Raw genomic sequence first — 24733 nt, 5'->3', positions numbered from 1 at the left:
AGACGACTGAATGAGTAATGACGGCGTGAATGCAGGCCGGCGTCGCTTCCTCGTCGCGGCCACTTCGGTGGTCGGCGCCGCGGGAGCTGTCGGTGCTGCGGTCCCGTTCGTGGGGTCATGGTTCCCTAGTGCCAAGGCCAAGGCGGCCGGCGCGCCGGTGAAGGTGAACGTCGGCAAGATCGAGCCAGGGCAGCAGGTCATCGCTGAATGGCGCGGCAAGCCGGTGTTCCTGGTTCACCGAACCAAGGAAATGCTCGACGCCCTGCCGACCCTCGAGGGTCAGCTGGCCGACCCGGAATCCAAGGCCTCCGACCAGCCGACCTACGTCGATCCCAAGCTGCGCTCCATCAAGCCGGAACTCGCCGTTATCGTTGGTATCTGTACCCACCTGGGCTGCTCGCCGACCTTCCGCCCGGAAGTCGCTCCCGCCGACCTCGGTCCGGACTGGAAGGGTGGCTACTTCTGCCCCTGCCACGGCTCCCACTACGATCTGGCCGGTCGCGTCTACAAGGGCCAGCCCGCGCCCCTGAACCTGCCGATTCCGCCCTATAGCCTCGATGGTGACGTGCTGACCATCGGTGTGGACCAGGAGAAAGCCTGATGAACAAGTTCATGGCTTGGGTCGATGCCCGCTTCCCCGCGACCAAGATGTGGGAAGACCATCTGAGCAAGTATTACGCCCCGAAGAACTTCAACTTCTGGTACTTCTTCGGCTCCCTGGCGCTGCTGGTGCTGGTCAACCAGATCCTCACCGGCGTCTGGCTGACCATGAGCTTCACGCCGTCGTCGGAAGAAGCCTTCGCCTCCGTGGAATACATCATGCGTGATGTGGACTACGGCTGGATCATCCGCTACATGCACTCCACCGGTGCATCGGCGTTCTTCATCGTGGTCTACCTCCACATGTTCCGCGGCCTGCTCTACGGCTCCTACCAGAAGCCGCGCGAGCTGGTGTGGCTGTTCGGCATGCTGATCTACCTCGCCCTGATGGCCGAGGCCTTCATGGGCTACCTGCTGCCCTGGGGCCAGATGTCCTACTGGGGCGCCCAGGTGATCATCTCGCTGTTCGGCGCCATCCCGGTGGTGGGCGAGGCGCTGGCGCAGTGGATCCGCGGTGACTTCCTGATCTCCGGCATCACCCTGAACCGCTTCTTCGCCCTGCACGTGATCGCCTTGCCGATCGTCCTGCTCGGCCTGGTCGTGCTGCACATCCTGGCGCTGCACGAAGTCGGCTCGAACAACCCCGACGGCGTGGACATCAAGAAGAAGAAGGACGAGAACGGCATCCCGCTGGACGGCATCCCGTTCCACCCGTACTACACCGTCAAGGACATCCTCGGCGTGGTGGTCTTCCTGTTCGTGTTCTGCACCGTGATCTTCTTCTTCCCGGAAATGGGCGGGTTCTTCCTCGAGAAGCCCAACTTCGAGATGGCGAACCAGTTCAAGACCCCCGAGCACATCGCCCCGGTGTGGTACTTCACCCCGTTCTACGCGATCCTGCGCGCCGTTCCGGACAAGCTGATGGGCGTCATCGCCATGGGCGCCGCCATCGCCGTGCTGTTCGTGCTGCCGTGGCTCGACCGTAGCCCGGTACGCTCGATCCGCTACAAGGGTTGGCTGAGCAAAATCTGGCTGGTGATCTTCGCGGTGTCCTTCGTGATCCTCGGCTACTACGGCTCCCAGGCCCCGTCGCCGCTGGGCACCACGCTGTCGCGTCTGTGCACCATCCTGTATTTCGCGTTCTTCATCCTGATGCCGTTCTACACCCGGATGGAGAAAACCAAACCGGTTCCGGAAAGGGTGACTGGCTGATGAAAAAGCAATTCGCAGCATTGATTCTGGCCCTGGTGCCCCTCTTCGGCTTCGCCGCCGAAGGCCACGGACCGGCCCTCGATCACGTCGACATCGACCTGACCGACAAAGCGGCCATGCAGGATGGCGCGCGTACCTTCGCCAACTACTGCATGGGTTGCCACAGCGCCAAGTTCCAGCGTTACGAGCGCGTTTCCCGTGACCTCGGGATTCCCGAGGAGCTGATGCTGAGCCACCTGGTGTTCACCGGGGCGAAGATCGGCGACCACATGGACATCGGCATGAAGCCGGCCGACGCCAAGGTCTGGTTCGGCGCCGCGCCGCCGGACCTGACCCTGGTGGCCCGCGTGCGTGGCACCGACTGGCTGTACACCTACCTGCGCTCCTTCTACGAGGACCCCAAGCGTCCGTGGGGGGTGAACAACAAGGTGTTCCCGAACGTCGGCATGCCCAACGTGCTGGGTAGCGTGCAAGGCCGCCAGGTTATCGGTTGCAAGCAGGTCCAGGTCGTGGAAAATGGCAAGAAGCAGTTCGATCCGCTGACCGGTACGCCGCTGACCCACGAGGCCTGCGACCAGCTCACCGTGGTGCCGAAGACCGGCCAGCTGACCGAAGCACAGTTCGACGAGAAGGTGAAGAACCTGGTGACCTTCCTGGCTTACTCGGCTGACCCGAACAAGCTGGATTCCCACCGCATCGGCACCTACGTCCTGCTGTACCTGGCCTTCTTCTTCGTGTTCGCCTACCTGCTCAAGCGCGAATACTGGAAGGACGTGCACTAAGCACAGCCAGCTCCAAGCGTTGAAGCGCGCGCGCCCCTCGGGGCGCGCGCGTCTTTTTACCTCCCTGAAATGCTGTTGCGAGGAGGCCCGGCATGGCCGCAGTCAATAAACTCACCTGTTACTCCGACCCTGCCGATCACTACTGCCACCGCGTGCGTCTGGTCCTGGCGGAAAAGAACGTCCAGGCCGACATCGTCGAGGTCCAGGCCGGGCGCTGCCCGCCGAAGCTGGCCGAGGTGAACCCCTACGCCAGCGTGCCGACCCTGGTCGACCGCGACCTCGTGCTCTACGAGTCGACGGTGATCATGGAGTACCTGGAAGAGCGCTACCCGCACCCGCCGCTGATGCCGGTGTACCCGGTGGCGCGCGCCAACACCCGCCTGCTGGTGCACCGCATCCAGCGCGACTGGTGCGCCCTGGTCGACCGCATCCTCGACGATCGTCAGAAGGATGGCGATCGCGCCTTGGCGCGCAAGGAGTTGCGTGAGAGTCTAACGGGTGTGTCGCCGCTGTTCGCCGAGAAGCCTTTCTTCCTCAGCGAGGAGTTGAGCCTGGTCGACTGCTGCCTGCTGCCGATCCTCTGGCGCCTGCCCCGACTCGGCATCGAGCTGCCGCGGCAGGCCAAGCCGTTGCTCGACTACATGGAGCGGCAGTTCGCCCGTGACAGCTTCCAGGCTAGTCTGTCCTCCATCGAACGTGATATGCGCTAAGGAAACCGATGATGAATTCCAGTCGACCCTACCTCGTACGAGCCCTCTATGAGTGGATCGTCGACAACGGCTGTACACCGCATATCCTGGTGAACGCCGAGTACCCGGGGGTCAAGGTGCCGCCGGGCTATGCCAGCGACGGCCAGATCGTCCTCAACGTGTCGCCCACGGCGGTGCGCCACCTGCTGATGGACAACGAGGCGGTGAGCTTCGAGGGGCGCTTCGGCGGCGTGGCGCAGAGCCTGTACATCCCGTCCCAGGCGGTGATGGCGGTCTATGCGCGGGAGAACGGCCAGGGCATGGTCTTCGACCTGGAGCCGCCGGTGCCGGCGGACGACGAGGAGCTGCAGGACGACGGCGGCCCCAGCGACGAGCCGCCAAAGCCCAGCGGGCGGCCCAGCCTGAAGGTGGTCAAGTAAGAAAAAAGGCGATCCGAGGATCGCCTTTTTCATGCCCGCGCGGTTGTGATGGTTCGTCGGCGGGCAGGTGGGCCTGTAGGAGCCTGCTTTGCAGGGCGCGCCGACTTCGCCCAACCCATCCTGTGGTGGCATTTCTCCGGAACCGTAGGGCGAATAACGCCTACGGCGTTATCCGCCGAATCGCGGACAGAGCCTGCTCCGGAAGCACGAGCGTAGGAGCGGACTCCGTCCGCGATTGGATTCACCGGCCCGGGCGTCCCGGTGCAATTTTGGCCAACGGCGGATAACCGCGAACGGTTATGCGCCCTGCAGCGGTCGCAGCGCCAAGAAAAAGCCCCGCTTGGCGGGGCTTTTTCAACCGGCTGAACTCGCTCAGTCGATGTATTCGAACAACCGCACGATCTTCTGCACGCCATTGACGTTCTGCACCACCTGGGTGGCCAGGTCGCCTTCGCGGCGGGTCACCAGGCCCAGCATGTAGACGATGCCGTTCTCGGTGACGACCTTGATGCGCGAGGACGGCACGTTGGCGTCGGCCAGCATCTGCGTCTTGATCTTGGTGGTCAGCCAGGTGTCGTTGTTGCGCGCCAGCAGCGAGGAGGGCTGGATGACCTGCAGCTCGTTGTGCACGGTCTTGACCTTCTGCACGTTGCGCGCGGCCTGCTCGGCCTTGTTCTTCAGGTCGGCGCGTGGCGTCTGGCCGGCCAGCAGGACCACGCCGTTGTAGCTGATGACGACGACGTGCGAGTTGCGGTCCAGGTCCGGATCGGCCTTGGCGACGTTGACCGCGACCTTGGTCTCGATCAGCGAGTCGTCGATGGTGCTGCCGATGGTGCGGGTGCCGCGGTTGTCGTCGATGGGCTCCTCGCGGGTGGCGCTGAGGAAGCTGCTGCAGCCGCCCATGACCAGGGTCAGGGCAAGGAGGCCGGCGAGGGTCAGCGGACTACGACTCATTCTTCACTCCCGAACAGTTGACGATCGATGAGGTCGCACAGGCAGTGGATCACCAGCAGGTGCACTTCCTGGATGCGTGCGGTCACCTTGGCCGGCACGCGGATCTCGACATCCTCCGGCAGCAGCAGCGAGGCCATGCCGCCGCCGTCGCGGCCGGTCAGGGCCACCACCACCATCTCGCGGTCGTGGGCAGCCTGGATGGCCTGGATGACGTTGGCCGAGTTGCCGCTGGTGGAAATAGCCAGCAGCACGTCGCCGGGCTGGCCGAGGGCGCGGATCTGCTTGGAGAACACCTCGTTGTAGCTGTAGTCGTTGGCGATCGAGGTGATGGTCGAGCTGTCGGTGGTCAGGGCCACGGCGGGCAGGCTCGGGCGCTCGCGCTCGAAGCGGTTGAGCAGTTCCGAGGAGAAATGCTGGGCGTCGCCCGCCGAGCCGCCGTTGCCGCAACTGAGGATCTTGCCTTCGTTGAGCAGGGCATTGACCATCACCATGCTGGCCTGTTCGATATGCGGAATCAGCACTTCCGTGGCCTGCTGCTTGGTCTCGATGCTGGCATGGAAGAGCTGGCGGATACGGGATTGCATGTCCATCAGGTGTGACCTTTCGTCGAGCGTCTGATCAGGTGTCAAAGGCGTTGGTGATCCAGTTCAGTTGAGCGGGTGGGGTTCCCGCGGAGGGCTGCACCGCCACTACGTCGAACCGGCAGGGGTGCCGGGACCAGCGGGCTTCCTGTTGCAGAAAATGTTCGGCGGCGGCGACCAGCCGCTGGCGCTTGTGCGCGTCCACGCTTTCCAGGGCGCCGCCCCAGGCCTGGTGCCGGCGGCAGCGAACTTCGACGAATACTACTGTATCGCCGTCCAGCATGACCAGATCGAGCTCGCCGCGGCGGCACCGCCAGTTCTGCGCCAGCAGGCGCAGGCCCTGGCCTTGCAGGTGCTCGCGGGCGAGCTGCTCGGCGCGGCGCCCGAGTTCGGCGGAGCCGCCGCGCCCGCCGATCAAAGGCCGCCGTTCTCCAGTGCCTGCGCCTGGCCATTGCGGAACTCCGCCCAGGGCAGCTGGCGCTGGATGCGCTGGTTGGGCGCCAGGCTCAGGTTGCCGGTGAAGCCGTCGAGCTGCATGCTCGGCAGGGCCTTCAGCTCCGGCAGGCGCGGGGCCAGGCGGTAGGCGTCGGCGCCCATGGCGTAGAGGCGGCCGAGGCTGGTGGCGGCCTGCGGCCACTGGGCCACGACCTGCTGGCGCAGCGGGTTGCCGGTCTGCAGCAGCCAGGGCGTCTCGCAGAAGCGGATGCCGTTGAGGTCCTGGTCCTGCGCCGGGTTGCTCTGGCCGGTGTAGAGGTTGGAGGTGGCGTAGACCGGCAGGTCGCCGGCGTACTGGAAGGCCAGGGTCGGCTTGATCTGGCGCGCCTGCTGCGGGGTCGAGGCGAGGAAGATGAAGTCGATGTCCTGGCGGCGCGAGGGCTGGGTGTCGACGTTGCTGTCGAGCACGCCCTGCAGGCGCTTGGCGCGGCCTTCGCTCTGGCGCAGTTGGAGCAGGTCGGCGATCTGCTGGGCCAGCTCCACCGGCTGGTCGACGTGCTCGGCGGCGATCAGGGTGCCGCCGCGGGCCTGCCAGTCACGGCTGAAGGCCGCCAGCACGCGGTCGCCCCAGTCGCCGCGCGGCACCAGCGCCACGGCGCGGCGCATGCCGTCGTCCCAGGCCTTGCGGGCCACCTCGCGGGCCTCGTCCTCGGCCGATAGGCCGAACTGGAACAATTGGGCCGGGCCGGTCTGGGCGCTGTCGGTGTAGTTCAGGGCCAGGGTGGTGATGGGCAGTTGCGGGCGATCGCCGAGCTGCTTGACCAGCGGCTTCTCCAGCGGGCCGACCACCAGTTGCACGCCGTCGGCCTGGGCCTGGCGGTAGAAGTCGTCCAGCGAGCGCACCTGGCTGCTGTCGTAGAGCTGGATGGCCGGCTGCTGGCTGCCGCCCTGCTGGGCCTGGTAGTAGGCGGCCATGAAACCGTCCTGCAGGGCGCGGGCAACGCCGGCCAACTGGCCCTGCTGGGGCAGCAGCAGGCCGATCTTGTTCAGCGGCTGGGCGGCCAGCGACTTGAGCTTCTCCAGGGCGTCCGGCAGTTGCTTGGCCGCCGGGTGCTGCGGGTTCTGCTGGCGCCAGGTGTCGATGTTGGCCTGCTGCTCCTGCAGGGTCGAGGCGCTCTTCACTACGCGGGCCAGGTCCAGCCAGCCGTTCAGGTCGCCTTCGTTGGCCACCGGTTGCAACTGCTCCACCGGCAGGCTGGAGACCAGGCCCCAGATGGCCTCGTGGTTGGCCTTGCTGGCCTCGGCGTTGAGCAGCGGGTCGACGAACACGCGCTCGCGGGCGGCGGCCAGGGCCTGGCCATCGGCGGCCAGGGCCTGGGCCTTGACCAGGCCGCTGCGCGCCTGCTGTTCCACCGGCAGCTCGCCCAGGTGGGCGAAGCTGGGGTGGTCGAAGGCCTTGAGGGCGGCCTTGGGCTTGTTGCGGGCCAGGGAAATCTGCGCATCCAGGGTGCTGGCGAAGATCTGCTGCGCCGGCTTGAGGCTATCCATCGGCAGTTGCTCGAGGATCTGCGCGGCGCGGGCGATGTCCTTCTGCTGGTAGGCAAGGTCCGCGGCCGACAGCTTGAGCAGCACGGCTTCCTCGGGCTTGGCGGTGGCGGCCTGCTGCAGCAGTTGCTCGATGCTGGCGTTCGGGGTGCGCGGCAACTCGCCGAGGTTGGAAGAGGGCGAGCTGGCGCAGGCGGCCAGCAGGGTGGCCAGGCACAGGGCGGAAAGCGGACGCAGTCGAGCGATCATCATCGGGCTTCTCGTGGCGCATTCAAAGAGTCGGCAATTGTACCCAAGGCGGCTGGCCGAGGCGATGGCAGGCGCCTGAAACGGGATACAATGGGGAATTTTCCGGTTCGGGATTAAGGAGTGCTGCGTGTCCCTCGGTACCTTGTATGTGGTGGCTACGCCCATCGGCAATCTCGACGACATCAGCGCCCGTGCCCAGCGCACCCTGCGCGAGGTGGCCCTGATCGCCGCCGAGGACACCCGCCACTCGATCCGCCTGCTGCAGCACTTCGGCATCGAGACGCCGCTGGCCGCCTGCCACGAGCACAACGAGCGCGAGCAGGGCGGGCGCTTCATCACCCGCCTGCTGGCGGGGGACGACGTGGCGCTGGTCTCCGATGCCGGCACGCCGCTGATTTCCGATCCCGGCTACCACCTGGTGCGCCAGGCGCGCGCCGCGGGCATCCGGGTGGTCCCGGTGCCGGGGGCCTGCGCACTGATCGCCGGGCTGTCGGCGGCGGGCCTGCCGTCGGACCGCTTCGTCTTCGAAGGGTTCCTGCCGGCCAAGACGGCCGGGCGCAAGGCGCGCCTGGAAGCGCTGCGCGAGGAGCCGCGCACGCTGATCTTCTACGAGGCGCCGCACCGCCTGCTGGAGTGCATCCAGGACATGGCCGAGGTGTTCGGCGAGGCGCGCCAGGCGGTGCTGGCCCGCGAGCTGACCAAGACCTTCGAGACCCTCAAGGGCCTGCCCCTGGGCGAGTTGCGCGAGTGGGTGGCGGCGGACGCCAACCAGCAGCGCGGCGAGTGCGTGCTGCTGCTGGCCGGCTGGGAGGCGCCGCAGGAGGAAGGCATCGACGCCGAAGCGCTGCGGGTGCTCGACCTGCTGCTGGCGGAGCTGCCGGTCAAGCGCGCGGCGGCGCTGGCGGCGGAGATCACCGGAGTGCGCAAGAACCTGCTGTACCAGGCGGCGCTGGAGCGCAAGGCGGACTGAAGCGCCTGCCGGCGAATCCGGGACCTTCGTCCCTGGCTGGCGGATTGCCCTTGCGGCAGGCAGCCGCTGCCGCTAACCTTGGCGCCGGAGAGTCGATTGGACAGTCGCTGCCATGTGGTTTCCACATGGGGGAGGAAAGTCCGGGCTCCATAGGGCAGAGTGCCAGGTAACGCCTGGGAGGCGCGAGCCTACGGAAAGTGCCACAGAAAATAACCGCCTAAGCGCTACAGCGCCGGTAAGGGTGAAAAGGTGCGGTAAGAGCGCACCGCACGGCTGGCAACAGTGCGTGGCTAGGTAAACCCCACTCGGAGCAAGACCAAATAGGAATCCGTTGCGTGGCCCGCGCTGGATTCGGGTAGGTCGCTTGAGGCGTTCAGTGATGGGCGTCCCAGAGGAATGGCTGTCCTCGACAGAACCCGGCTTACAGATCGACTCTCTCCTCTTTTCCCACTTCTTCCCACAACGACCATTTGTCGCGCGATGGAAGAAGCATAAATCTTAAGAAGTTGCTTTAAGTAGAAAAGCCCAGTGTTTTGAAAACACTGGGCTTTTTGCCTTTCCAGGTAGCGTCAAAAACGCTACGAAACCTCTTAAAAGCACGCTAAATCTCCGTCCTATAAGGATTTTTCCCTCCGGCCTCGCCTTGACGGTGGGGAGTGCGCATTTCTATAGTGTGCGCAAGTGGTATGAAGTGGGTAAAAGTGGGATCAACTGGCAAGGAAAGCCAACCACCGGGGGAAACGCTGACGTGTTTCGCGGAGCAAACGCCATCAGTCTCGACGCCAAAGGGCGCCTCGCGATGCCGAGTCGGTATCGTGACGAGTTCGTTTCGCGTTGCAATGGCCAGCTCATCGTCACCATCGATGCCGTCGACCCCTGCCTGACCGTCTACCCCTTGCCCGAATGGGAACTCATCGAAGCCAAGCTCCGCGAGCTGCCCTCGCTGCGTGAAGAAACGCGGCGCCTGCAGCGTTTGCTGATCGGCAACGCGGTGGACCTGGAACTGGACGGCAACGGGCGTTTCCTGGTGCCGCCGCGGCTGCGCGAGTACGCCGGGCTGGACAAGCGGGCGATGCTCGTCGGCCAGTTGAACAAGTTCCAGCTGTGGGACGAAGACAAGTGGAATGCGGTGGCCGAGGCCGACCTCGCCGCCATCAAGGAACCCGGCGGACTGCCGGATGAACTACGCGACCTGATTTTGTGAGCCTGCCTGTGAACGCCACCTACCAACACATCACCGTTCTGCTCCAGGAGGCCGTCGACGCGCTGGCCCCGAGGGCGGGCGGCTGTTATGTGGACGGTACCTTCGGCAGGGGAGGGCACAGCCGGGCCTTGCTTGGCAGGCTGGACCCGGGCGGACAGTTGCTCGGGTTCGACAAGGACCCCCAGGCGATAGCCACGGGTCAAGCACTGGCGGCCGAAGACGGCCGCTTCGTCGTTGTACAAAGGTCGTTCGCCGAGATGGGCGAAGAGCTGGCCGCGCGCGGCCTGACCGGCCGCGTCGACGGCGTGTTGCTGGACCTGGGCGTGTCCTCGCCGCAGCTGGACGACCCCGAGCGCGGCTTCAGCTTCCTCAACGACGGCCCGCTGGACATGCGCATGGACCCGAGCCGCGGCGTCAGCGCCGCCGAGTGGATCGCCAACGCCGCCGAGGACGAGATCGCCCGGGTGTTCAAGGAGTACGGCGAGGAACGCTTCGCCAAGCGCATGGCCCGCGCCATCGTGCAGCGCCGGGCGGAGAAACCCTTCGAGCGCACCGCCGACCTCGCGGCCGTGATCACCGAGGCCAACCCGGCCTGGGAAAAGGGCAAGAACCCGGCTACCCGGGCCTTCCAGGGCCTGCGTATCCACGTCAACAACGAACTGGGCGACCTCGAGCGCGGCCTGGACGCCGCCCTGGAGGCGCTGGCGGTGGGTGGCCGGCTGGTGGTGATCAGCTTCCACTCCCTGGAAGACCGCATCGTCAAGCAGTTCATGCGCAAGCACGCCAAGGGCGAGGCGGACAACCTGCCGCGCGACCTGCCGATCCGAGCCAAGGCCTTCGACCCGCGCCTGAAGCTGCTGGGCAAGCCGCAATACGCTTCCGACGCCGAGCTCAAGGCCAACCCGCGCTCGCGCAGCGCGGTGATGCGCGTGGCGGAGAAGCTGCGATGAGCCGCCTGTTCGCCAAGCGCCTGCCCACCGGCAGCTTCATCATGCTGCTGCTGTTCATCGGCGTGCTGCTGTCGGCGATTTCCGTGGCCTACAGCGCCTACTGGAACCGCCAGCTGCTGAACACCCTGTACACCGAGCTGAGCGTGCGCGACAAGGCGCAGGCCGAGTACGGCCGGCTGGTCCTGGAGCAGAGCACCTGGACCGCCTACAACCGCATCGAGACCCTGGCCACCGGCCAGTTGAAGATGCGCGTGCCGGACCCGGCGGAAATCATCATGGTGGCGCCATGAAGAACCTCAACGGCGCGCTCTACCCCTGGCGTTTCCGCGTCGCCGTCGGGCTGCTGCTGGCGATGGTGGCCGCCATCGTCTGGCGCATCGTCGACCTGCACGTGATCGACCACGACTTCCTCCAGGAGCAGGGCGACGCGCGCAGCGTGCGGCACATCTCCATTCCGGCCCACCGCGGGCAGATCACCGACCGCAACGGCGAGCCGCTGGCGGTGAGCACCCCGGTCGCCACCCTCTGGGCCAACCCCAAGGAACTGGTGCTGGAGCGCGACAAGTGGCCGATCCTGGCCCACGCCCTGGGGGTCAACCGCGACGCGCTGAGCGCGCGCCTGGAGCAGATGGCCGACAAGGAATTCATCTACCTGGTCCGCGGGCTCACGCCCGAGCAGGGCGAAGCGGTGATGGCCGAGGTCAAGGCCAACAGGATTCCCGGCGTCTACTCCATCGAGGAGTTTCGTCGTTTCTACCCGGCCGGCGACGTGACCGCCCAGGTGGTCGGCTTCACCGACGTGGACGACCGCGGCCGCGAAGGCGTCGAGCTGTCCTACGACAGCTGGCTGGCCGGCGTGCCAGGCAAGCGCCAGGTGCTCAAGGACCGCCGCGGCCACCTGATCCGCGACCTGCAGGTCACGCGCAACGCCAAGGCCGGCAAGACCCTGGCGCTGTCCATCGACCTGCGTCTGCAGTACCTGGCCAACCGCGAGCTGCGCAACGCCATCGTCGAGAACGGCGCCAAGGCCGGCAGCCTGGTGATCCTCGACGTGAAGACCGGCGAGGTCCTGGCCATGGCCAACCAGCCGACCTACAACCCGAACAACCGCCGCGACATGCAGCCGGAGATGATGCGCAACCGCGCCATGATCGACGTCTTCGAGCCGGGCTCGACCATGAAGCCGTTCTCCATGAGCGCGGCGCTGGAGACCGGGCGCTGGAAGCCCAGCGACACAGTCGAGGTCTACCCGGGCACGCTGCAGATCGGCCGCTACACCATCCGCGACGTGTCGCGCACCGAAGGCCCGGTGCTGGACCTCACCGGCATCCTCATCCGCTCCAGCAACGTGGGCATGAGCAAGGTCGCCTTCGACATCGGCGGCGAGGCCATCTACCAACTGATGCAGAAGGTCGGCCTGGGCCAGGACACCGGCCTGGGCTTCCCCGGCGAGCGCGTCGGCAACCTGCCCAACTACCGCGAGTGGCGCAAGGCCGAGACCGCCACCCTGTCCTACGGCTACGGCCTGTCGGTCACCGCCATCCAGCTGGCCCACGCCTACGCGGCCCTGGCCAACAACGGCCAGACGGTGCCGCTGACCATGGTCCGCGCCGACCGCCAGCCGACCGCCAGCCAGGTGATCCCGGAGCCGGTCGCCAAGACCATGCAGGGCATGCTGCAGCAGGTGGTCGAGGCGCCGAACGGCGTCTATCGCGCCCAGGTCCCCGGCTATCATGTGGCCGGCAAGTCCGGTACCGCGCGCAAGACCCAGACCGGCGCCAAGGGCTACGCCGAGAATTCCTACCGCTCGCTGTTCGCCGGCTTCGGGCCGATGAGCAACCCGCGTTTCGTGGTCGTCGTGGTAATCGACGAGCCCAGCAAGGCCGGTTACTTCGGCGGCCTGGTCTCGGCTCCGGTGTTCAGCAAGGTGATGTCCGGCACGCTGCGATTGATGAACATTCCGCCAGACAACCTGCAGACGACCCCGCAGCAGCAAGCCGATGCTGCGCCCATGAAAGGAGGGCGTGGCTGATGCCGATGAGCCTTAACCAACTGCTGCCGCAGGCTGAAACCGGCGTGCTGATCCGCGAGCTGACCCTGGACAGCCGCGCGGTCAAGCCGGGCGACCTGTTCCTGGCCATTCCCGGTGCCCTGCACGACGGCCGCGTGCACATCGCCGACGCCGTCGCCCGTGGCGCCGCCGCCATCGCCTACGAGGCCGCGGGGGCGTCCGTCGCGCCCATCGGCGATACGCCGCTGGTCGCCATCAAGGGCCTGGCCGCCCAGCTCTCGGCCATCGCCGGGCGCTTCTACGGCGAGCCCAGCCGTGGCATCGAGCTGATCGGCGTCACCGGCACCAACGGCAAGACCAGCGTCAGCCAGCTGCTGGCCCAGGCCCTGGACCTGCTCGGCCAGCGCTGCGGCATCGTCGGCACCCTCGGCAGCGGTTTCCACGGCGCCCTGGAAAGCGGCAAGCACACCACGCCCGACGCCCTGGCGCTACAGGCCACCCTGGCGCGGCTGAAGCAGGACGGCGCGCGCGCCGTGGCCATGGAGGTGTCCTCCCATGGCCTGGAGCAGGGCCGCGTGGCCGCCCTCGAATTCGACGTCGCGGTGTTCACCAACCTGTCCCGCGACCACCTGGACTACCACGGCACCATGGAAGCCTATGGCGCCGCCAAGGCCAGGCTGTTCGCCTGGCCGGGCCTGAAGTGCCGGGTGATCAACCTGGACGACGCCTTCGGCCGCCAACTGGCCGGCGAGGCGCACCCCTCGCGCCTGATGGGCTACAGCCTGGAAGACGCCAGCGCCTTCCTCTATTGCCGCGAGGCGCGCTTCAGCGATGCCGGCGTCGAAGCCCACCTGGTCTCGCCCAAGGGCGAGGGCGTGCTGCGCAGCTCGCTGCTCGGCCGCTTCAACCTGAGCAACCTGCTGGCGGTGGTCGGCGCGCTGCTCGGCCTGGACTACCCGCTGGGCGACATCCTCAAGGTGCTGCCGCGACTGCAGGGGCCGGTGGGCCGCGTGCAGCGCCTGGGTGGCGGCGACAAGCCGCTGGTGGTGGTGGACTACGCCCATACCCCCGATGCCCTGGAGAAGGTCCTGCTGGCGCTGCGCCCGCATGCCCACGGCAAGCTGCTGTGCCTGTTCGGCTGCGGCGGCGACCGCGACCGCGGCAAGCGCCCGCTCATGGCTCAGGTGGCCGAACGGCATGCCGACGGCGTGCTGGTGACCGACGACAACCCGCGCAGCGAAGACAGCGCGCGGATCATCGACGACATCCGTGCCGGCTTCGCCAGGCCCGAGGCGGTGCGCTTCGTGCCGGGCCGCGGCCAGGCCATCGCCCAGCTGGTCGCCGGCGCCGGCGCCGCCGACGTGGTGCTGCTGGCCGGCAAGGGCCACGAGGATTACCAGGAGATCGCCGGCGTCCGCCAGCCGTTCTCCGATCTGCAAGAAGCCGCCAAGGCGCTGGCCGCCTGGGAGGTGAAGAAAGATGCTTAAGCCGCTGCTGCTCAGTGAAGTCGCCGCCGCCCTGGAAGGCCGCGTGCTGGGCGCCGACGTCGCCTTCGACGCGGTGAGCACCGACAGCCGCGCCATCGAGGCCGGCCAGCTGTTCGTCGCCCTGAGCGGGCCGCGCTTCGACGGCCACGACTACCTCGCCGAGGTCGCCGCCAAGGGCGCCGTCGCCGCCCTGGTGCAGCGCGAGGTGGCGGATGCGCCGTTGCCGCAGCTGCTGGTGGCCGACACCCGCGAGGCCCTCGGCCGCCTCGGCGCGCTGAACCGCGCCGCCTTCGCCGGCCAGGTGGCGGCGGTGACCGGCTCCAGCGGCAAGACCACGGTCAAGGAGATGCTCGCCAGCATCCTGCGGACCCAGGGCGAGGTCCTGGCCACCCGCGGCAACCTGAACAACGACCTGGGCGCGCCCCTGACCCTGCTGCAGATCGGCCCGCAGCATGCCAGCGCGGTGATCGAGCTGGGTGCCTCGCGGGTCGGCGAGATCGCCTACACCGTCGGCCTGACCCGCCCGCAGGTGGCCATCATCACCAACGCCGGCACCGCCCACGTCGGCGAGTTCGGCGGCCAGGACAGGATCGTCCTGGCCAAGGGCGAGATCCTCGAAGGCCTGGATGCGGCCGGCAGCGCCGTGCTCAACCTCGACGACCGCGCCTTCGACACCTGGAAGGCCCGCGCCGCCGGCCGCCGGGTGCTGAGTTTCGCGCTGAACAACGGCAACGCCGACTTCCGCGCCCGCGACCTGCAGCGCGATGCCCGCGGCTGCGTCGGCTTCACCCTGCTGGGGCTGGCCGGCGAGGCGCGCATCCAGCTCAACCTGCTGGGCGAACACAACGTCGCCAACGCCCTGGCCGCCGCGGCCGCGGCCCACGCCCTGGGCGTGCCGCTGGTCGGGATCGCCCGGGGTCTTGCGCAACTGCAGCCGGTCAAGGGCCGCGCGGTTGCCCAGCTGGCGACGAACGGGATGCGGGTGATCGACGACAGCTACAACGCCAACCCGGCGTCAATCTGCGCGGCCGTTGATATACTCGCCGGCTTTTCCGGCCGGACCGTCCTGGTCCTCGGGGACATGGGCGAACTGGGCGCCTGGGCCGAGGCTGCGCACCGCGAGGTGGGCGCCTACGCCGCGGGCAAGGTCGGTGCGCTCTATGCCGTGGGGCCACTGATGCGCAACGCCGTCGAGGCGTTCGGCGCGGCGGGCCGGCACTTCGCCGACCAGGCCAGCCTGATCCAGGCCCTGGCCGGCGAACCCTCTACCACCACCATTCTGATCAAGGGCTCGCGCAGCGCGGCGATGGACAAGGTCGTCGCGGCGCTGTGCGCCTCCCCGAGGAGAAACATTGATGCTGCTGCTGCTCGCCGAGTACCTGCAACAGTTCTACAAGGGCTTCGGCGTCTTCCAGTACCTGACCCTGCGCGGCATCCTCAGCGTGCTGACCGCGCTCGCCCTGTCGCTGTGGCTGGGCCCCTGGATGATCCGCACCCTGCAGATCCGCCAGATCGGCCAGGCCGTGCGCAACGACGGGCCGCAGTCGCACCTGTCGAAGAAGGGCACCCCGACCATGGGCGGCGCCCTGATCCTCACCGCCATCGCCATCAGCACCCTGCTCTGGGCCGACTGGTCGAACCGCTACGTCTGGGTGGTGCTGGCCGTGACCCTGCTGTTCGGCGCCATCGGCTGGGTCGACGACTACCGCAAGGTGATCGAGAAGAACTCCCGCGGCCTGCCGAGCCGCTGGAAGTATTTCTGGCAGTCGGTGTTCGGCCTGGGCGCCGCGGTCTTCCTCTACCTGACCGCCGAGACCCCGGTGGAAACCACCCTGATCCTGCCGCTGCTGAAGAACATCGAGATTCCCCTGGGCATCTTCTTCGTGGTGCTGACCTACTTCGTCATCGTCGGCTCCAGCAACGCGGTGAACCTGACCGACGGCCTGGATGGCCTGGCGATCATGCCGACGGTGATGGTCGGCGGCGCCCTGGGCATCTTCTGCTACCTGTCGGGCAACGTGAAGTTCGCCGAATACCTGCTGATCCCCAGCGTGCCCGGGGCCGGCGAGCTGATCATCTTCTGCTCCGCCATCGTCGGCGCGGGCCTTGGCTTCCTCTGGTTCAACACCTACCCGGCGCAGGTCTTCATGGGCGACGTCGGCGCACTGGCCCTGGGCGCCGCGCTGGGCACCATCGCGGTCATCGTCCGCCAGGAGATCGTGCTGTTCATCATGGGCGGGGTGTTCGTCATGGAAACCCTGTCGGTGGTCATCCAGGTTGCCAGCTTCAAGCTGACCGGGAAACGGGTGTTCCGCATGGCGCCCATCCACCACCACTTCGAACTCAAGGGCTGGCCGGAGCCGCGCGTGATCGTGCGCTTCTGGATCATCACGGTGATTCTCGTGCTGATCGGCCTGGCCACGTTGAAACTGCGTTGAGGGCAAAAGCAGCATGAGCCTGATCGCTTCGGACAATTTCCGCATCGTTGTCGGCCTCGGCAAGAGCGGCATGTCGCTGGTGCGCTTCCTGGCGCGCCAGGGCGTGCCTTTCGCCGTGGCCGACACCCGCGAGAATCCGCCGGAGCTGGCCACCCTGCGCGCCCAGTACCCGCAGGTGGACGTGCGTTGCGGCGAGCTGGACGCCGAGTTCCTCTGCCGCGCCCGCGAGCTGTACGTCAGCCCCGGCCTGTCGCTGCGCATGCCGGCGCTGGTGGAAGCTGCCGCCCGAGGCGTGCGCCTGTCCGGCGACATCGACCTGTTCGCCCGCCATGCCAAGGCGCCGATCGTCGCCATCACCGGTTCCAACGCCAAGAGCACCGTGACCACCCTGGTCGGCGAGATGGCCGCGGCGGCCGGCAAGCGCGTGGCGGTGGGCGGCAACCTGGGCACCCCGGCCCTGGACCTGCTGGCCGACGACGTCGAGCTGTACGTGCTGGAGCTGTCGAGCTTCCAGCTGGAGACCTGCGAGCGGCTGAACGCCGAGGTCGCCACTTGCCTGAACGTCAGCGAAGATCACATGGACCGCTACGACGGCATGGCCGATTACCACCTGGCCAAGCACCGCATCTTCCGCGGCGCCCGCCAGGTCGTGGTGAACCGCGCCGATGCCCTCAGTCGTCCGCTGATCGCTGACACCGTGCCGTGCTGGACCTTCGGCACCGACAAGCCCGACTTCAAGGCCTTCGGCCTGGTGGAAGAGGGCGGCGAGAAGTGCCTGGCCTTCCAGTTCGAGGCGCTGATGCCGGTGCGCGAGCTGAAGATCCGCGGCGCCCACAACCAGTCCAATGCCCTGGCCGCCCTGGCCCTGGGCCATGCCGTGGGCCTGCCGTTCGAGCCCATGCTGCAGACCCTGCGCCGCTTCGCCGGCCTGGCCCACCGTTGCCAGTGGGTCGGCGAGCGCGCCGGGGTGAGCTTCTACGACGACTCCAAGGCCACCAACGTCGGCGCCGCGCTGGCCGCCATCGAGGGCCTGGGCGCCGATATCGACGGCAAGCTGGTGCTGATCGCCGGCGGCGACGGCAAGGGCGCGGACTTCAGCGCCCTGCGCGAGCCGGTGGCGAAGTTCTGCCGCGCCGTGGTGCTGCTCGGCCGCGACGCCGAGCTGGTTGGCGCCGCGCTGAGCGACCAGACGCCGAAAGTGCGCGTGCAGACGCTGGACGAAGCCGTGCGCAAGGCCGCCGAGCTCGCCAAGGCGGGCGACGCCGTGCTGCTGTCGCCGGCCTGCGCCAGCCTGGACATGTTCAGGAACTTCGAAGAGCGCGGCCGCCTGTTCGCCAAGGCCGTGGAGGAGATCGCCTGATGTTCTCCTTCCTGCGCCCATACCCGTCCCCGCTGATCAGCCGCAACGGCATCGACCTGGACTTCCCGCTGCTCGCCGGTTGCCTGGCGCTGCTCGGCCTGGGCCTGGTGATGGTGACCTCGGCGTCCTCGGAAGTGGCGGCGGCGCAGTCGGGCAACCCGCTGTACTTCTCGGTGCGCCACCTGATCTACCTGGCCATCGGCTTCGTCGCCTGCGGCGTGACCATGCTGACGCCGATGGAGACCTGGCAGCGCCACAGCTGGAAGCTGCTGGGCGTGGCCTTCCTGCTGCTGGTGGCGGTGATCACCCCCGGCCTCGGCCGCGAGGTCAACGGGTCCATGCGCTGGATCGGCTTCGGCCTGTTCAACATCCAGCCCTCGGAGATCGCCAAGGTCTTCGTGGTGGTGTTCATGGCCGGTTACCTGGTGCGCCGCCAGCACGAGGTGCGCGAGAGCTGGATCGGCTTCTTCAAGCCCTTCGCCGTGCTGCTGCCGTTCGCCGGCCTGCTGCTGCGCGAGCCGGATTTCGGCGCCACCGTGGTGATGATGGGCGCCGCGGCGGCCATGCTGTTCCTCGGCGGCGTCGGCCTGTTCCGCTTCGGCCTGATGGTGGCCCTGGCGGTGGGCGCGGTGGCCCTGCTGATCTGGACCCAGCCCTACCGGATGGCGCGCCTGACCAACTTCAGCGACCCCTGGGCCGACCAGTTCGGCGCCGGCTACCAGCTCAGCCAGGCGCTGATCGCCTTCGGCCGCGGCGGCTGGCTGGGCATGGGCCTGGGCAACAGCATCCAGAAGCAGTTCTACCTGCCCGAGGCGCACACCGACTTCGTGTTCGCCGTGCTGGCCGAGGAGCTGGGCATCGTCGGCGCCCTGGCCACCGTCGGCCTGTTCGTCTTCGTCGGCCTGCGCGCGCTCTACATCGGCATCTGGGCCGAGCAGGCCAAGCAGTATTTCTCCGCCTACGTGGCCTACGGCCTGGCCTTCCTGTGGATCGGCCAGTTCCTCATCAACGTGGGCGTGAACGTCGGCCTGCTGCCGACCAAGGGCCTGACCCTGCCGTTCCTCAGCTACGGCGGTTCGTCGCTGGTCATCTGCTGCGCCTGCCTGGGCATGCTGCTGCGCATCGAATGGGAGCGGCGCACGGCGGTGGGCAGCGAAGAGTACGAATTCACCGAGGAGGACTTCGCCGATGAAAGGTAACGTCCTCATCATGGCTGGCGGCACCGGCGGCCACGTGTTCCCGGCCCTGGCCTGCGCCCGCGAGTTCCAGGCCCGCGGCTACGCCGTGCACTGGCTCGGCACGCCGCGCGGCATCGAGAACGACCTGGTGCCCAAGGCCGGCCTGCCGCTGCACCTGATCAACGTCAGCGGCCTGCGTGGCAAGGGCCGCCTGGCGCTGCTGCGCGCGCCCTTCGACCTGCTCAAGTCGCTGTTCCAGGCCCTGGGCGTGGTTCGCAAGCTCAAGCCGGTCTGCGTGCTCGGCCTGGGCGGCTATGTCACCGGCCCCGGCGGCGTGGCGGCGAAGCTGAGCGGCGCGCCCCTGGTGATCCACGAACAGAACGCCGTCGCCGGCACCGCCAACCGTGGCCTGGCGCCGCTGGCCAGGCGCGTCTGCGAGGCCTTCCCGGACACCTTCCCGGCCAGCGCCAAGCGCCTGACCACCGGCAATCCGGTGCGCGCCGAGCTGTTCCTCGACGCCGACGCCCGCGCCGAGCTGGCCGGCCGCAAGGTCAACCTGCTGGTGCTGGGCGGCAGCCTGGGCGCCGAGCCGCTGAACAAGCTGCTGCCCGAGGCGCTGAGGCTGATCCCCGCCGAGCAGCGCCCGGCCATTCGCCACCAGGCCGGTCGTCAGCATGCCGAGGTCACCGCGGAGCGTTACGCCCAGGCCGGTGTCCAAGCCGACGTCGCTCCGTTCATCGGCGACATGGCCGCGGCCTACGCCTGGGCCGACCTGGTGATCTGCCGTGCCGGCGCCCTGACCGTCAGCGAGCTGACCGCCGCCGGCCTGCCGTCCTTCCTGGTGCCGTTGCCCCACGCGATCGACGACCACCAGACGCGCAATGCCGAATTCCTGGTACGGGAGGGCGCCGCCCGCCTGCTGCCGCAAAAGTCTACCGGCGCCGCCGACCTGGCCGCGCAGCTGTCCGAGGTATTGATGCATCCCGAATCCCTGAAGCAGATGGCCGCCAGCGCCCGGCGCCTGGCCATGCCCGAGGCTACCCGCACGGTGGTCGACGCTTGCCTGGAGGTGGCCCGTGGTTAACGAACCCAGCGGCACCCGTACCATGCGGCGCATCCGCCGCATCCACTTCGTCGGCATCGGCGGCGCCGGTATGTGCGGCATCGCCGAAGTGCTGCTGAACCTCGGCTACCAGGTCTCCGGCTCCGACCTCAAGGCTTCGGCGGTGACCGACCGCCTGGAGAAGTTCGGTGCCCAGGTCTTCATCGGGCACCGCGCGGAGAACGCCGACGGCGCCGACGTGCTGGTGGTTTCCAGCGCGGTGAACAAGGCCAACCCGGAAGTCGCCGCCGCCCTGGAGCGCCGCGTGCCGGTGGTGCCGCGCGCGGAAATGCTCGCCGAGCTGATGCGCTACCGCCACGGCATCGCGGTGGCCGGCACCCACGGCAAGACCACCACCACCAGCCTTATCGCCTCGGTGTTCGCCGCGGGCCACCTGGACCCGACCTTCGTCATCGGCGGCCGCCTGAACGCCGCCGGCACCAATGCGCAGCTGGGCACCAGCCGCTACCTGGTGGCCGAGGCCGACGAGAGCGACGCCAGCTTCCTGCACCTGCAGCCGATGGTCGCGGTGGTCACCAATATCGACGCCGACCATATGGCCACCTACGGCGGCGACTTCAACAAGCTGAAGAAGACCTTCGTCGACTTCCTGCACAACCTGCCGTTCTACGGGCTGGCGGTGATGTGCGTGGACGATCCGGTGGTCCGCGAAATCCTCCCGCAGGTGGCGCGTCCGACCGTCACCTACGGCCTGAGCGAAGACGCCGACGTGCGCGCCATCAACATCCGCCAGGAAGGCATGCGCACCTACTTCACCGTGCTGCGCCCGGAGCGCGAGCCGCTGGACGTCTCGGTGAACATGCCCGGCCTGCACAACGTGCTGAACTCCCTGGCGACCATCGTCATCGCCACCGACGAAGGCATTGCCGACGAAGCCATCGTCCAGGGCCTGTCCGGCTTCCAGGGCGTGGGCCGGCGCTTCCAGGTGTATGGCGAGCTGCAGGTCGACGGCGGCAGCGTGATGCTGGTCGACGACTACGGCCACCACCCGCGCGAAGTCGCCGCGGTGATCAAGGCCGTGCGCGGCGGCTGGCCGGAGCGGCGCCTGGTGATGGTCTACCAGCCGCACCGCTACACCCGTACCCGCGACCTCTACGAAGACTTCGTGCAGGTGCTCGGCGAGGCCAACGTGCTGCTGCTGATGGAAGTCTACCCGGCCGGGGAGGAGCCGATCCCCGGCGCCGACAGCCGCCAGCTGTGCCACAGCATCCGCCAGCGCGGCCAGCTCGACCCCATCTACCTGGAGCGTGACGGCGACCTCGCCGCGCTGCTCAAGCCGCTGCTGCGCGCCGGCGACATCCTGCTCTGCCAGGGTGCCGGCGACATCGGCGGCCTGGCCCCGGCGCTGATCAAGAACCCGGTGTTCGGTGGCAAAGCCACGGGGGCGGCGTGATGAGCGACGCACTCAAATCCACCCTCGACCCCCGCGCCTTCGGCCGCGTCGCCGTGCTCTACGGCGGCAAGAGCGCCGAGCGCGAAGTGTCGCTGAAGTCCGGCGGCATGGTCCTGGCGGCCCTGCGGGACGCCGGCGTGGACGCCTTCGGCATCGACGTGGGCGACGACCTGCTGCAGCGCCTGGTCAGCGAGAAGATCGACCGCGCCTTCATCATCCTCCACGGCCGTGGCGGCGAGGACGGCAGCATGCAGGGCCTGCTGGAAGTGGCGGGGATTCCCTACACCGGCAGCGGCGTGCTGGCCTCGGCGCTGGCCATGGACAAGCTGCGCACCAAGCGCGTGTGGCTGAGCCTGGGCCTGCCGACGCCGGCCTATGCCGTGCTGGCCAGCGAGGACGACTGCCGCCGCGCCGCGACGGAACTGGGCTTCCCGCTGATCGTCAAACCGGCCCATGAAGGCTCCAGCATCGGCATGGCCAAGGTGGACGGCGTGGAAGCGCTGATCGCGGCCTGGCGCAGCGCCGCCGAATACGATTCGCAAGTGCTGGTCGAGCAGTGGATCAGCGGCCCCGAGTTCACCGTGGCCACCCTGCGCGGCCAGGTGCTGCCGGCCATCGGCCTGGGCACCCCGCACAGCTTCTACGACTACGACGCCAAGTACCTGGCCAGCGATACCCAGTACCGCATCCCCTGCGGCCTCAGCCCCGAGAAGGAGCGCGAGCTGCAGGACCTGTGCGCCCGCGCCTGCGAGGCGCTGGGCATCCAGGGCTGGGGGCGGACCGACGTGATGCAGGACGCCGAGGGGCGTTTCTGGCTGCTCGAAGTCAACACCGCACCGGGCATGACCGACCACAGCCTGGTGCCCATGGCCGCGCGCGCGGCCGGCCTGGATTTCCAGCAACTGGTGCTGGCGATCCTCGCCGACAGCGTCGAGGCAAGGGGTAAGACCATGAACGGCGCGATGCTCCGCCACTCGCAACCCGGTATCGGCCGCGCGCCCGCGCGCAAGCCGGTGCCGCGCGGCGCCAGCCGCCTGGTGGCGAAGGAGCCGATCAGCGCTCGCCTGCCCAGGCCCAGCTTCGGCTTCCTGCGCATCCTGATGTGGCCGGTGCTGCTGGCCGTGCTGGGCTTCGGCGCCTACCAGGGCGCGCAGTACGTGCTGCCCTACGCCGACCGCCCGATCGCCAAGATCAGCGTCGAAGGCGACCTCAGCTACATCAGCCAGCAGGCGGTGCAGCAGCGCATCGCGCCGTTCGTCTCGGCCAGCTTCTTCACCATCGACCTGGCCGGCATGCGCCAGGAGCTGGAGCAGATGCCCTGGATCGCCCACGCCGAGGTGCGCCGCGTCTGGCCGGACCAGGTGGTGATCCACCTGGAGGAACAGCTGCCGGTGGCCCGCTGGGGCGACGAGGCGCTGCTGAACAACCAGGGCCAGGCCTTCGCGCCCCACGAGGTGTCGCACTACGAGCACCTGCCGCGCCTGTCCGGCCCGCAGTTCGCCCAGCAGAAGGTGATGCAGCAGTACCAGATCCTCAGCCAGCTGCTGCGGCCCCTGGGCTTCACCATCGCCAGCCTGGAGATGAGCTCGCGCGGCGCCTGGACGCTGGACACCGCCCAGGGCGTGCAGATCGTCCTGGGCCGCGACCACACGGTCGAACAGATCCGCCGTTTCGTGACCATCTACGAAAAGGCCCTGAAAGAACAGATATCGAAGATTGCGCGCATCGACATGCGCTACCCCAACGGCCTGGCCGTGGCGTGGCGCGACCCGCTGCCGCAGACGGACGTGGCCCAGGCCGCGGCCGCGCAGTGATTTGAGGAGACAGCAATAACCATGGCAAGCGTGCAGAGCGGCAAGATGGTGGTCGGCCTGGACATCGGTACCTCCAAGGTGGTGGCACTGGTGGGCGAGGTCGCGGCCGATGGCAAGCTGGAGATCGTCGGCATCGGCACCCACCCGTCGCGCGGCCTGAAGAAGGGCGTGGTGGTGAACATCGAGTCCACCGTGCAGTCCATCCAGCGCGCCATCGACGAGGCGCAGCAGATGGCTGGCTGCCGGATCCACTCGGCCTTCGTCGGCATCGCCGGCAACCACATCCGCAGCCTGAATTCCCACGGCATCGTGGCCATCCGCGACCGCGAGGTCAGCCCGGCCGACATCGACCGCGTGCTCGACGCCGCCCAGGCCGTGGCCATCCCGGCCGACCAGCGGGTGCTGCACACCCTGGCCCAGGACTACGTGATCGACAACCAGGAAGGCGTGCGCGAGCCGCTGGGCATGTCCGGCGTGCGCCTGGAAGCCAAGGTGCACGTGGTGACCTGCGCGGTGAACGCCGCGCAGAACATCGAGAAGTGCGTGCGCCGCTGCGGCCTGGAAGTCGACGACATCATCCTCGAGCAACTGGCCTCGGCCTACTCGGTGATCACCGAGGACGAGAAGGAGCTGGGCGTGTGCCTGGTGGACATCGGCGGCGGCACCACCGACATCGCCATCTTCACCGAGGGCGCCATCCGCCATACGGCGGTGATCCCGATCGCCGGCGACCAGGTCACCAACGACATCGCCATGGCCCTGCGCACCCCCACGCAGTACGCCGAGGAAATCAAGATCCGCTACGCCTGCGCACTGGCCAAGCTGGCCGGCGCGGGCGAAACCATCAAGGTGCCCAGCGTCGGCGACCGGCCGCCGCGGGAACTGTCGCGCCAGGCCCTGGCCGAGGTCGTGGAGCCGCGTTACGACGAGCTCTTCACCCTGGTCCAGGCCGAGCTGCGGCGCAGCGGCTACGAGGACCTGATCCCGGCCGGGATCGTCCTGACCGGTGGCACCGCCAAGATGGAAGGCGCCGTGGAGCTCGCCGAGGAGATCTTCCACATGCCGGTGCGCCTGGGCGTGCCGCAGGGCGTCAAGGGGCTGACCGACGTCGTGCGCAACCCCATCTATTCCACCGGCGTGGGCCTGCTCATGTATGGCCTGCAGAAGCAGTCCGACGGCGTCTCCATGTCCGGCGGCAGCGGCTTCAGCGATGAACCCAAGACACCTGTTCTGGAACGGCTCAAACGCTGGGTCCAGGGCAATTTCTGATTTACCGGCGCGGTAAAACGTAGGCGACACAACTAGAAAGGAAGGAGAA

At 68.0% G+C, this 24733-nt stretch carries 22 protein-coding genes, 1 other RNA gene and 2 pseudogenes; 21 read left to right on the top strand and 4 right to left on the bottom strand.

Annotated elements, in window-relative coordinates:
* Positions 1 to 10: 10 nt before the first annotated feature.
* The 5 genes from petA to PKO50_RS25220 all read left to right on the top strand — a co-directional run bounded on the left by petA (position 11) and on the right by PKO50_RS25220 (position 3723).
* Positions 11 to 601 (top strand): ubiquinol-cytochrome c reductase iron-sulfur subunit, encoded by a 591-nt coding sequence (petA, locus tag PKO50_RS25240; RefSeq protein ID WP_109932056.1) that lies wholly within the window; start codon positions 11 to 13, stop codon positions 599 to 601.
* Positions 601 to 1812 carry a cytochrome bc complex cytochrome b subunit gene (locus PKO50_RS25235; RefSeq protein ID WP_109932054.1) on the top strand — a complete coding sequence of 404 codons (1212 nt, stop codon included), beginning with the start codon at positions 601 to 603 and terminating at the stop codon, positions 1810 to 1812. The genes petA and PKO50_RS25235 overlap by 1 nt, the downstream gene beginning before the upstream one ends.
* On the top strand, positions 1812 to 2594 hold the full coding sequence (locus PKO50_RS25230) for a cytochrome c1 (protein WP_275627574.1): 783 nt from the start codon (positions 1812 to 1814) through the stop codon (positions 2592 to 2594). The genes PKO50_RS25235 and PKO50_RS25230 overlap by 1 nt, the downstream gene beginning before the upstream one ends.
* 92 nt (positions 2595 to 2686) lie before the next feature.
* Positions 2687 to 3304 (top strand): glutathione S-transferase N-terminal domain-containing protein, encoded by a 618-nt coding sequence (locus PKO50_RS25225; RefSeq protein ID WP_109932050.1) that lies wholly within the window; start codon positions 2687 to 2689, stop codon positions 3302 to 3304.
* 11 nt (positions 3305 to 3315) lie between these two features.
* Positions 3316 to 3723, top strand: a complete 408-nt coding sequence (locus tag PKO50_RS25220; protein WP_089390705.1) for a ClpXP protease specificity-enhancing factor — start codon at positions 3316 to 3318, stop codon at positions 3721 to 3723.
* Between the two features lie 372 nt (positions 3724 to 4095).
* Here PKO50_RS25220 and PKO50_RS25215 read toward each other — a convergent pair whose 3' ends face one another.
* From PKO50_RS25215 to PKO50_RS25200, 4 genes are read right to left on the bottom strand one after another with little or no spacing between them, the layout of a single operon-like run.
* On the bottom strand, positions 4096 to 4677 hold the full coding sequence (locus tag PKO50_RS25215; RefSeq protein WP_109932048.1) for a BON domain-containing protein: 582 nt from the start codon (positions 4675 to 4677) through the stop codon (positions 4096 to 4098).
* Positions 4674 to 5267 (bottom strand): phosphoheptose isomerase, encoded by a 594-nt coding sequence (locus tag PKO50_RS25210; RefSeq protein ID WP_009617899.1) that lies wholly within the window; start codon positions 5265 to 5267, stop codon positions 4674 to 4676. Before PKO50_RS25210 ends, PKO50_RS25215 begins: the two co-directional genes overlap by 4 nt.
* 28 nt (positions 5268 to 5295) lie before the next feature.
* A complete protein-coding gene (locus PKO50_RS25205; RefSeq protein WP_109932046.1) occupies positions 5296 to 5676 on the bottom strand; it encodes a YraN family protein in 381 nt (126 codons plus the stop codon).
* Complete coding sequence (locus PKO50_RS25200; protein WP_109932944.1) at positions 5673 to 7487, bottom strand: penicillin-binding protein activator; 1815 nt, start codon at positions 7485 to 7487, stop codon at positions 5673 to 5675. Before PKO50_RS25200 ends, PKO50_RS25205 begins: the two co-directional genes overlap by 4 nt.
* A gap of 127 nt (positions 7488 to 7614) precedes the next feature.
* Here PKO50_RS25200 and rsmI point away from each other — a divergent pair, with 127 nt between their 5' ends.
* The 16 genes and pseudogenes from rsmI to ftsA all read left to right on the top strand — a co-directional run bounded on the left by rsmI (position 7615) and on the right by ftsA (position 24684).
* On the top strand, positions 7615 to 8457 hold the full coding sequence (rsmI, locus tag PKO50_RS25195; RefSeq protein WP_109932044.1) for a 16S rRNA (cytidine(1402)-2'-O)-methyltransferase: 843 nt from the start codon (positions 7615 to 7617) through the stop codon (positions 8455 to 8457).
* Between the two features lie 88 nt (positions 8458 to 8545).
* Positions 8546 to 8897: RNase P RNA component class A (gene rnpB, locus PKO50_RS25190), an RNA gene on the top strand.
* Positions 8898 to 9205: 308 nt separating this feature from the next.
* Positions 9206 to 9661 (top strand): division/cell wall cluster transcriptional repressor MraZ, encoded by a 456-nt coding sequence (gene mraZ, locus PKO50_RS25185; protein WP_275627573.1) that lies wholly within the window; start codon positions 9206 to 9208, stop codon positions 9659 to 9661.
* Positions 9662 to 9669: 8 nt separating this feature from the next.
* Positions 9670 to 10611 (top strand): 16S rRNA (cytosine(1402)-N(4))-methyltransferase RsmH, encoded by a 942-nt coding sequence (gene rsmH / locus PKO50_RS25180; protein WP_275630527.1) that lies wholly within the window; start codon positions 9670 to 9672, stop codon positions 10609 to 10611.
* Positions 10608 to 10901, top strand: a complete 294-nt coding sequence (gene ftsL, locus PKO50_RS25175; protein WP_009617905.1) for a cell division protein FtsL — start codon at positions 10608 to 10610, stop codon at positions 10899 to 10901. The genes rsmH and ftsL overlap by 4 nt, the downstream gene beginning before the upstream one ends.
* Positions 10898 to 12643 (top strand): penicillin-binding protein 2, encoded by a 1746-nt coding sequence (locus tag PKO50_RS25170; RefSeq protein WP_109932042.1) that lies wholly within the window; start codon positions 10898 to 10900, stop codon positions 12641 to 12643. The genes ftsL and PKO50_RS25170 overlap by 4 nt, the downstream gene beginning before the upstream one ends.
* A complete protein-coding gene (locus tag PKO50_RS25165) occupies positions 12643 to 14109 on the top strand; it encodes a UDP-N-acetylmuramoyl-L-alanyl-D-glutamate--2,6-diaminopimelate ligase (RefSeq protein ID WP_275627572.1) in 1467 nt (488 codons plus the stop codon). The genes PKO50_RS25170 and PKO50_RS25165 overlap by 1 nt, the downstream gene beginning before the upstream one ends.
* Positions 14102 to 15442: pseudogene (murF, locus tag PKO50_RS25160) on the top strand (UDP-N-acetylmuramoyl-tripeptide--D-alanyl-D-alanine ligase); the annotation flags it as partial. The gene PKO50_RS25165 and the pseudogene murF, both read left to right, overlap by 8 nt.
* Positions 15443 to 15464: 22 nt before the next feature.
* A complete protein-coding gene (gene mraY, locus PKO50_RS25155) occupies positions 15465 to 16547 on the top strand; it encodes a phospho-N-acetylmuramoyl-pentapeptide-transferase (RefSeq protein ID WP_109932036.1) in 1083 nt (360 codons plus the stop codon).
* Between the two features lie 13 nt (positions 16548 to 16560).
* Complete coding sequence (gene murD, locus PKO50_RS25150; protein WP_275627571.1) at positions 16561 to 17907, top strand: UDP-N-acetylmuramoyl-L-alanine--D-glutamate ligase; 1347 nt, start codon at positions 16561 to 16563, stop codon at positions 17905 to 17907.
* On the top strand, positions 17907 to 19106 hold the full coding sequence (gene ftsW / locus PKO50_RS25145) for a putative lipid II flippase FtsW (RefSeq protein WP_109932032.1): 1200 nt from the start codon (positions 17907 to 17909) through the stop codon (positions 19104 to 19106). The genes murD and ftsW overlap by 1 nt, the downstream gene beginning before the upstream one ends.
* On the top strand, positions 19096 to 20169 hold the full coding sequence (murG, locus tag PKO50_RS25140) for an undecaprenyldiphospho-muramoylpentapeptide beta-N-acetylglucosaminyltransferase (RefSeq protein ID WP_109932030.1): 1074 nt from the start codon (positions 19096 to 19098) through the stop codon (positions 20167 to 20169). The genes ftsW and murG overlap by 11 nt, the downstream gene beginning before the upstream one ends.
* Positions 20162 to 21601 carry a UDP-N-acetylmuramate--L-alanine ligase gene (murC, locus tag PKO50_RS25135; RefSeq protein ID WP_275627570.1) on the top strand — a complete coding sequence of 480 codons (1440 nt, stop codon included), beginning with the start codon at positions 20162 to 20164 and terminating at the stop codon, positions 21599 to 21601. Before murG ends, murC begins: the two co-directional genes overlap by 8 nt.
* A pseudogene (locus PKO50_RS25130) lies at positions 21601 to 22545 on the top strand (D-alanine--D-alanine ligase); the annotation flags it as partial. The gene murC and the pseudogene PKO50_RS25130, both read left to right, overlap by 1 nt.
* A gap of 6 nt (positions 22546 to 22551) precedes the next feature.
* Positions 22552 to 23415 (top strand): cell division protein FtsQ/DivIB, encoded by an 864-nt coding sequence (locus PKO50_RS25125; RefSeq protein ID WP_275630526.1) that lies wholly within the window; start codon positions 22552 to 22554, stop codon positions 23413 to 23415.
* Positions 23416 to 23436: 21 nt separating this feature from the next.
* Positions 23437 to 24684 carry a cell division protein FtsA gene (gene ftsA, locus PKO50_RS25120; RefSeq protein WP_089390660.1) on the top strand — a complete coding sequence of 416 codons (1248 nt, stop codon included), beginning with the start codon at positions 23437 to 23439 and terminating at the stop codon, positions 24682 to 24684.
* Positions 24685 to 24733: the final 49 nt, after the last annotated feature.

This window comes from Pseudomonas sp. 273, assembly GCF_029201425.1.
Classification (GTDB): Bacteria; Pseudomonadota; Gammaproteobacteria; order Pseudomonadales; family Pseudomonadaceae; genus Pseudomonas; species Pseudomonas delhiensis.
The sequence above is the reverse complement of the archived record's forward strand: the minus strand, read 5'-3'. Positions and strand labels throughout refer to the sequence as shown.

Excerpts from the sequence above, each read along its gene's own strand:
- ftsA (WP_089390660.1), top strand. The coding sequence starts at position 23,437 with ATGGCAAGCGTGCAGAGCGGCAAGATGGTGGTCGGCCTGGACATCGGT.
- PKO50_RS25165 (WP_275627572.1), top strand. The coding sequence starts at position 12,643 with ATGCCGATGAGCCTTAACCAACTGCTGCCGCAGGCTGAAACCGGCGTG.
- ftsW (WP_109932032.1), top strand. The coding sequence starts at position 17,907 with ATGTTCTCCTTCCTGCGCCCATACCCGTCCCCGCTGATCAGCCGCAAC.
- PKO50_RS25170 (WP_109932042.1), top strand. The coding sequence starts at position 10,898 with ATGAAGAACCTCAACGGCGCGCTCTACCCCTGGCGTTTCCGCGTCGCC.
- PKO50_RS25125 (WP_275630526.1), top strand. The coding sequence starts at position 22,552 with ATGAACGGCGCGATGCTCCGCCACTCGCAACCCGGTATCGGCCGCGCG.
- murD (WP_275627571.1), top strand. The coding sequence starts at position 16,561 with ATGAGCCTGATCGCTTCGGACAATTTCCGCATCGTTGTCGGCCTCGGC.
- PKO50_RS25220 (WP_089390705.1), top strand. The coding sequence starts at position 3,316 with ATGAATTCCAGTCGACCCTACCTCGTACGAGCCCTCTATGAGTGGATC.
- PKO50_RS25225 (WP_109932050.1), top strand. The coding sequence starts at position 2,687 with ATGGCCGCAGTCAATAAACTCACCTGTTACTCCGACCCTGCCGATCAC.
- PKO50_RS25215 (WP_109932048.1), bottom strand. The coding sequence starts at position 4,677 with ATGAGTCGTAGTCCGCTGACCCTCGCCGGCCTCCTTGCCCTGACCCTG.
- PKO50_RS25210 (WP_009617899.1), bottom strand. The coding sequence starts at position 5,267 with ATGGACATGCAATCCCGTATCCGCCAGCTCTTCCATGCCAGCATCGAG.
- PKO50_RS25235 (WP_109932054.1), top strand. The coding sequence starts at position 601 with ATGAACAAGTTCATGGCTTGGGTCGATGCCCGCTTCCCCGCGACCAAG.
- petA (WP_109932056.1), top strand. The coding sequence starts at position 11 with ATGAGTAATGACGGCGTGAATGCAGGCCGGCGTCGCTTCCTCGTCGCG.
- mraY (WP_109932036.1), top strand. The coding sequence starts at position 15,465 with ATGCTGCTGCTGCTCGCCGAGTACCTGCAACAGTTCTACAAGGGCTTC.
- ftsL (WP_009617905.1), top strand. The coding sequence starts at position 10,608 with ATGAGCCGCCTGTTCGCCAAGCGCCTGCCCACCGGCAGCTTCATCATG.
- PKO50_RS25200 (WP_109932944.1), bottom strand. The coding sequence starts at position 7,487 with ATGATCGCTCGACTGCGTCCGCTTTCCGCCCTGTGCCTGGCCACCCTG.
- murG (WP_109932030.1), top strand. The coding sequence starts at position 19,096 with ATGAAAGGTAACGTCCTCATCATGGCTGGCGGCACCGGCGGCCACGTG.
- PKO50_RS25230 (WP_275627574.1), top strand. The coding sequence starts at position 1,812 with ATGAAAAAGCAATTCGCAGCATTGATTCTGGCCCTGGTGCCCCTCTTC.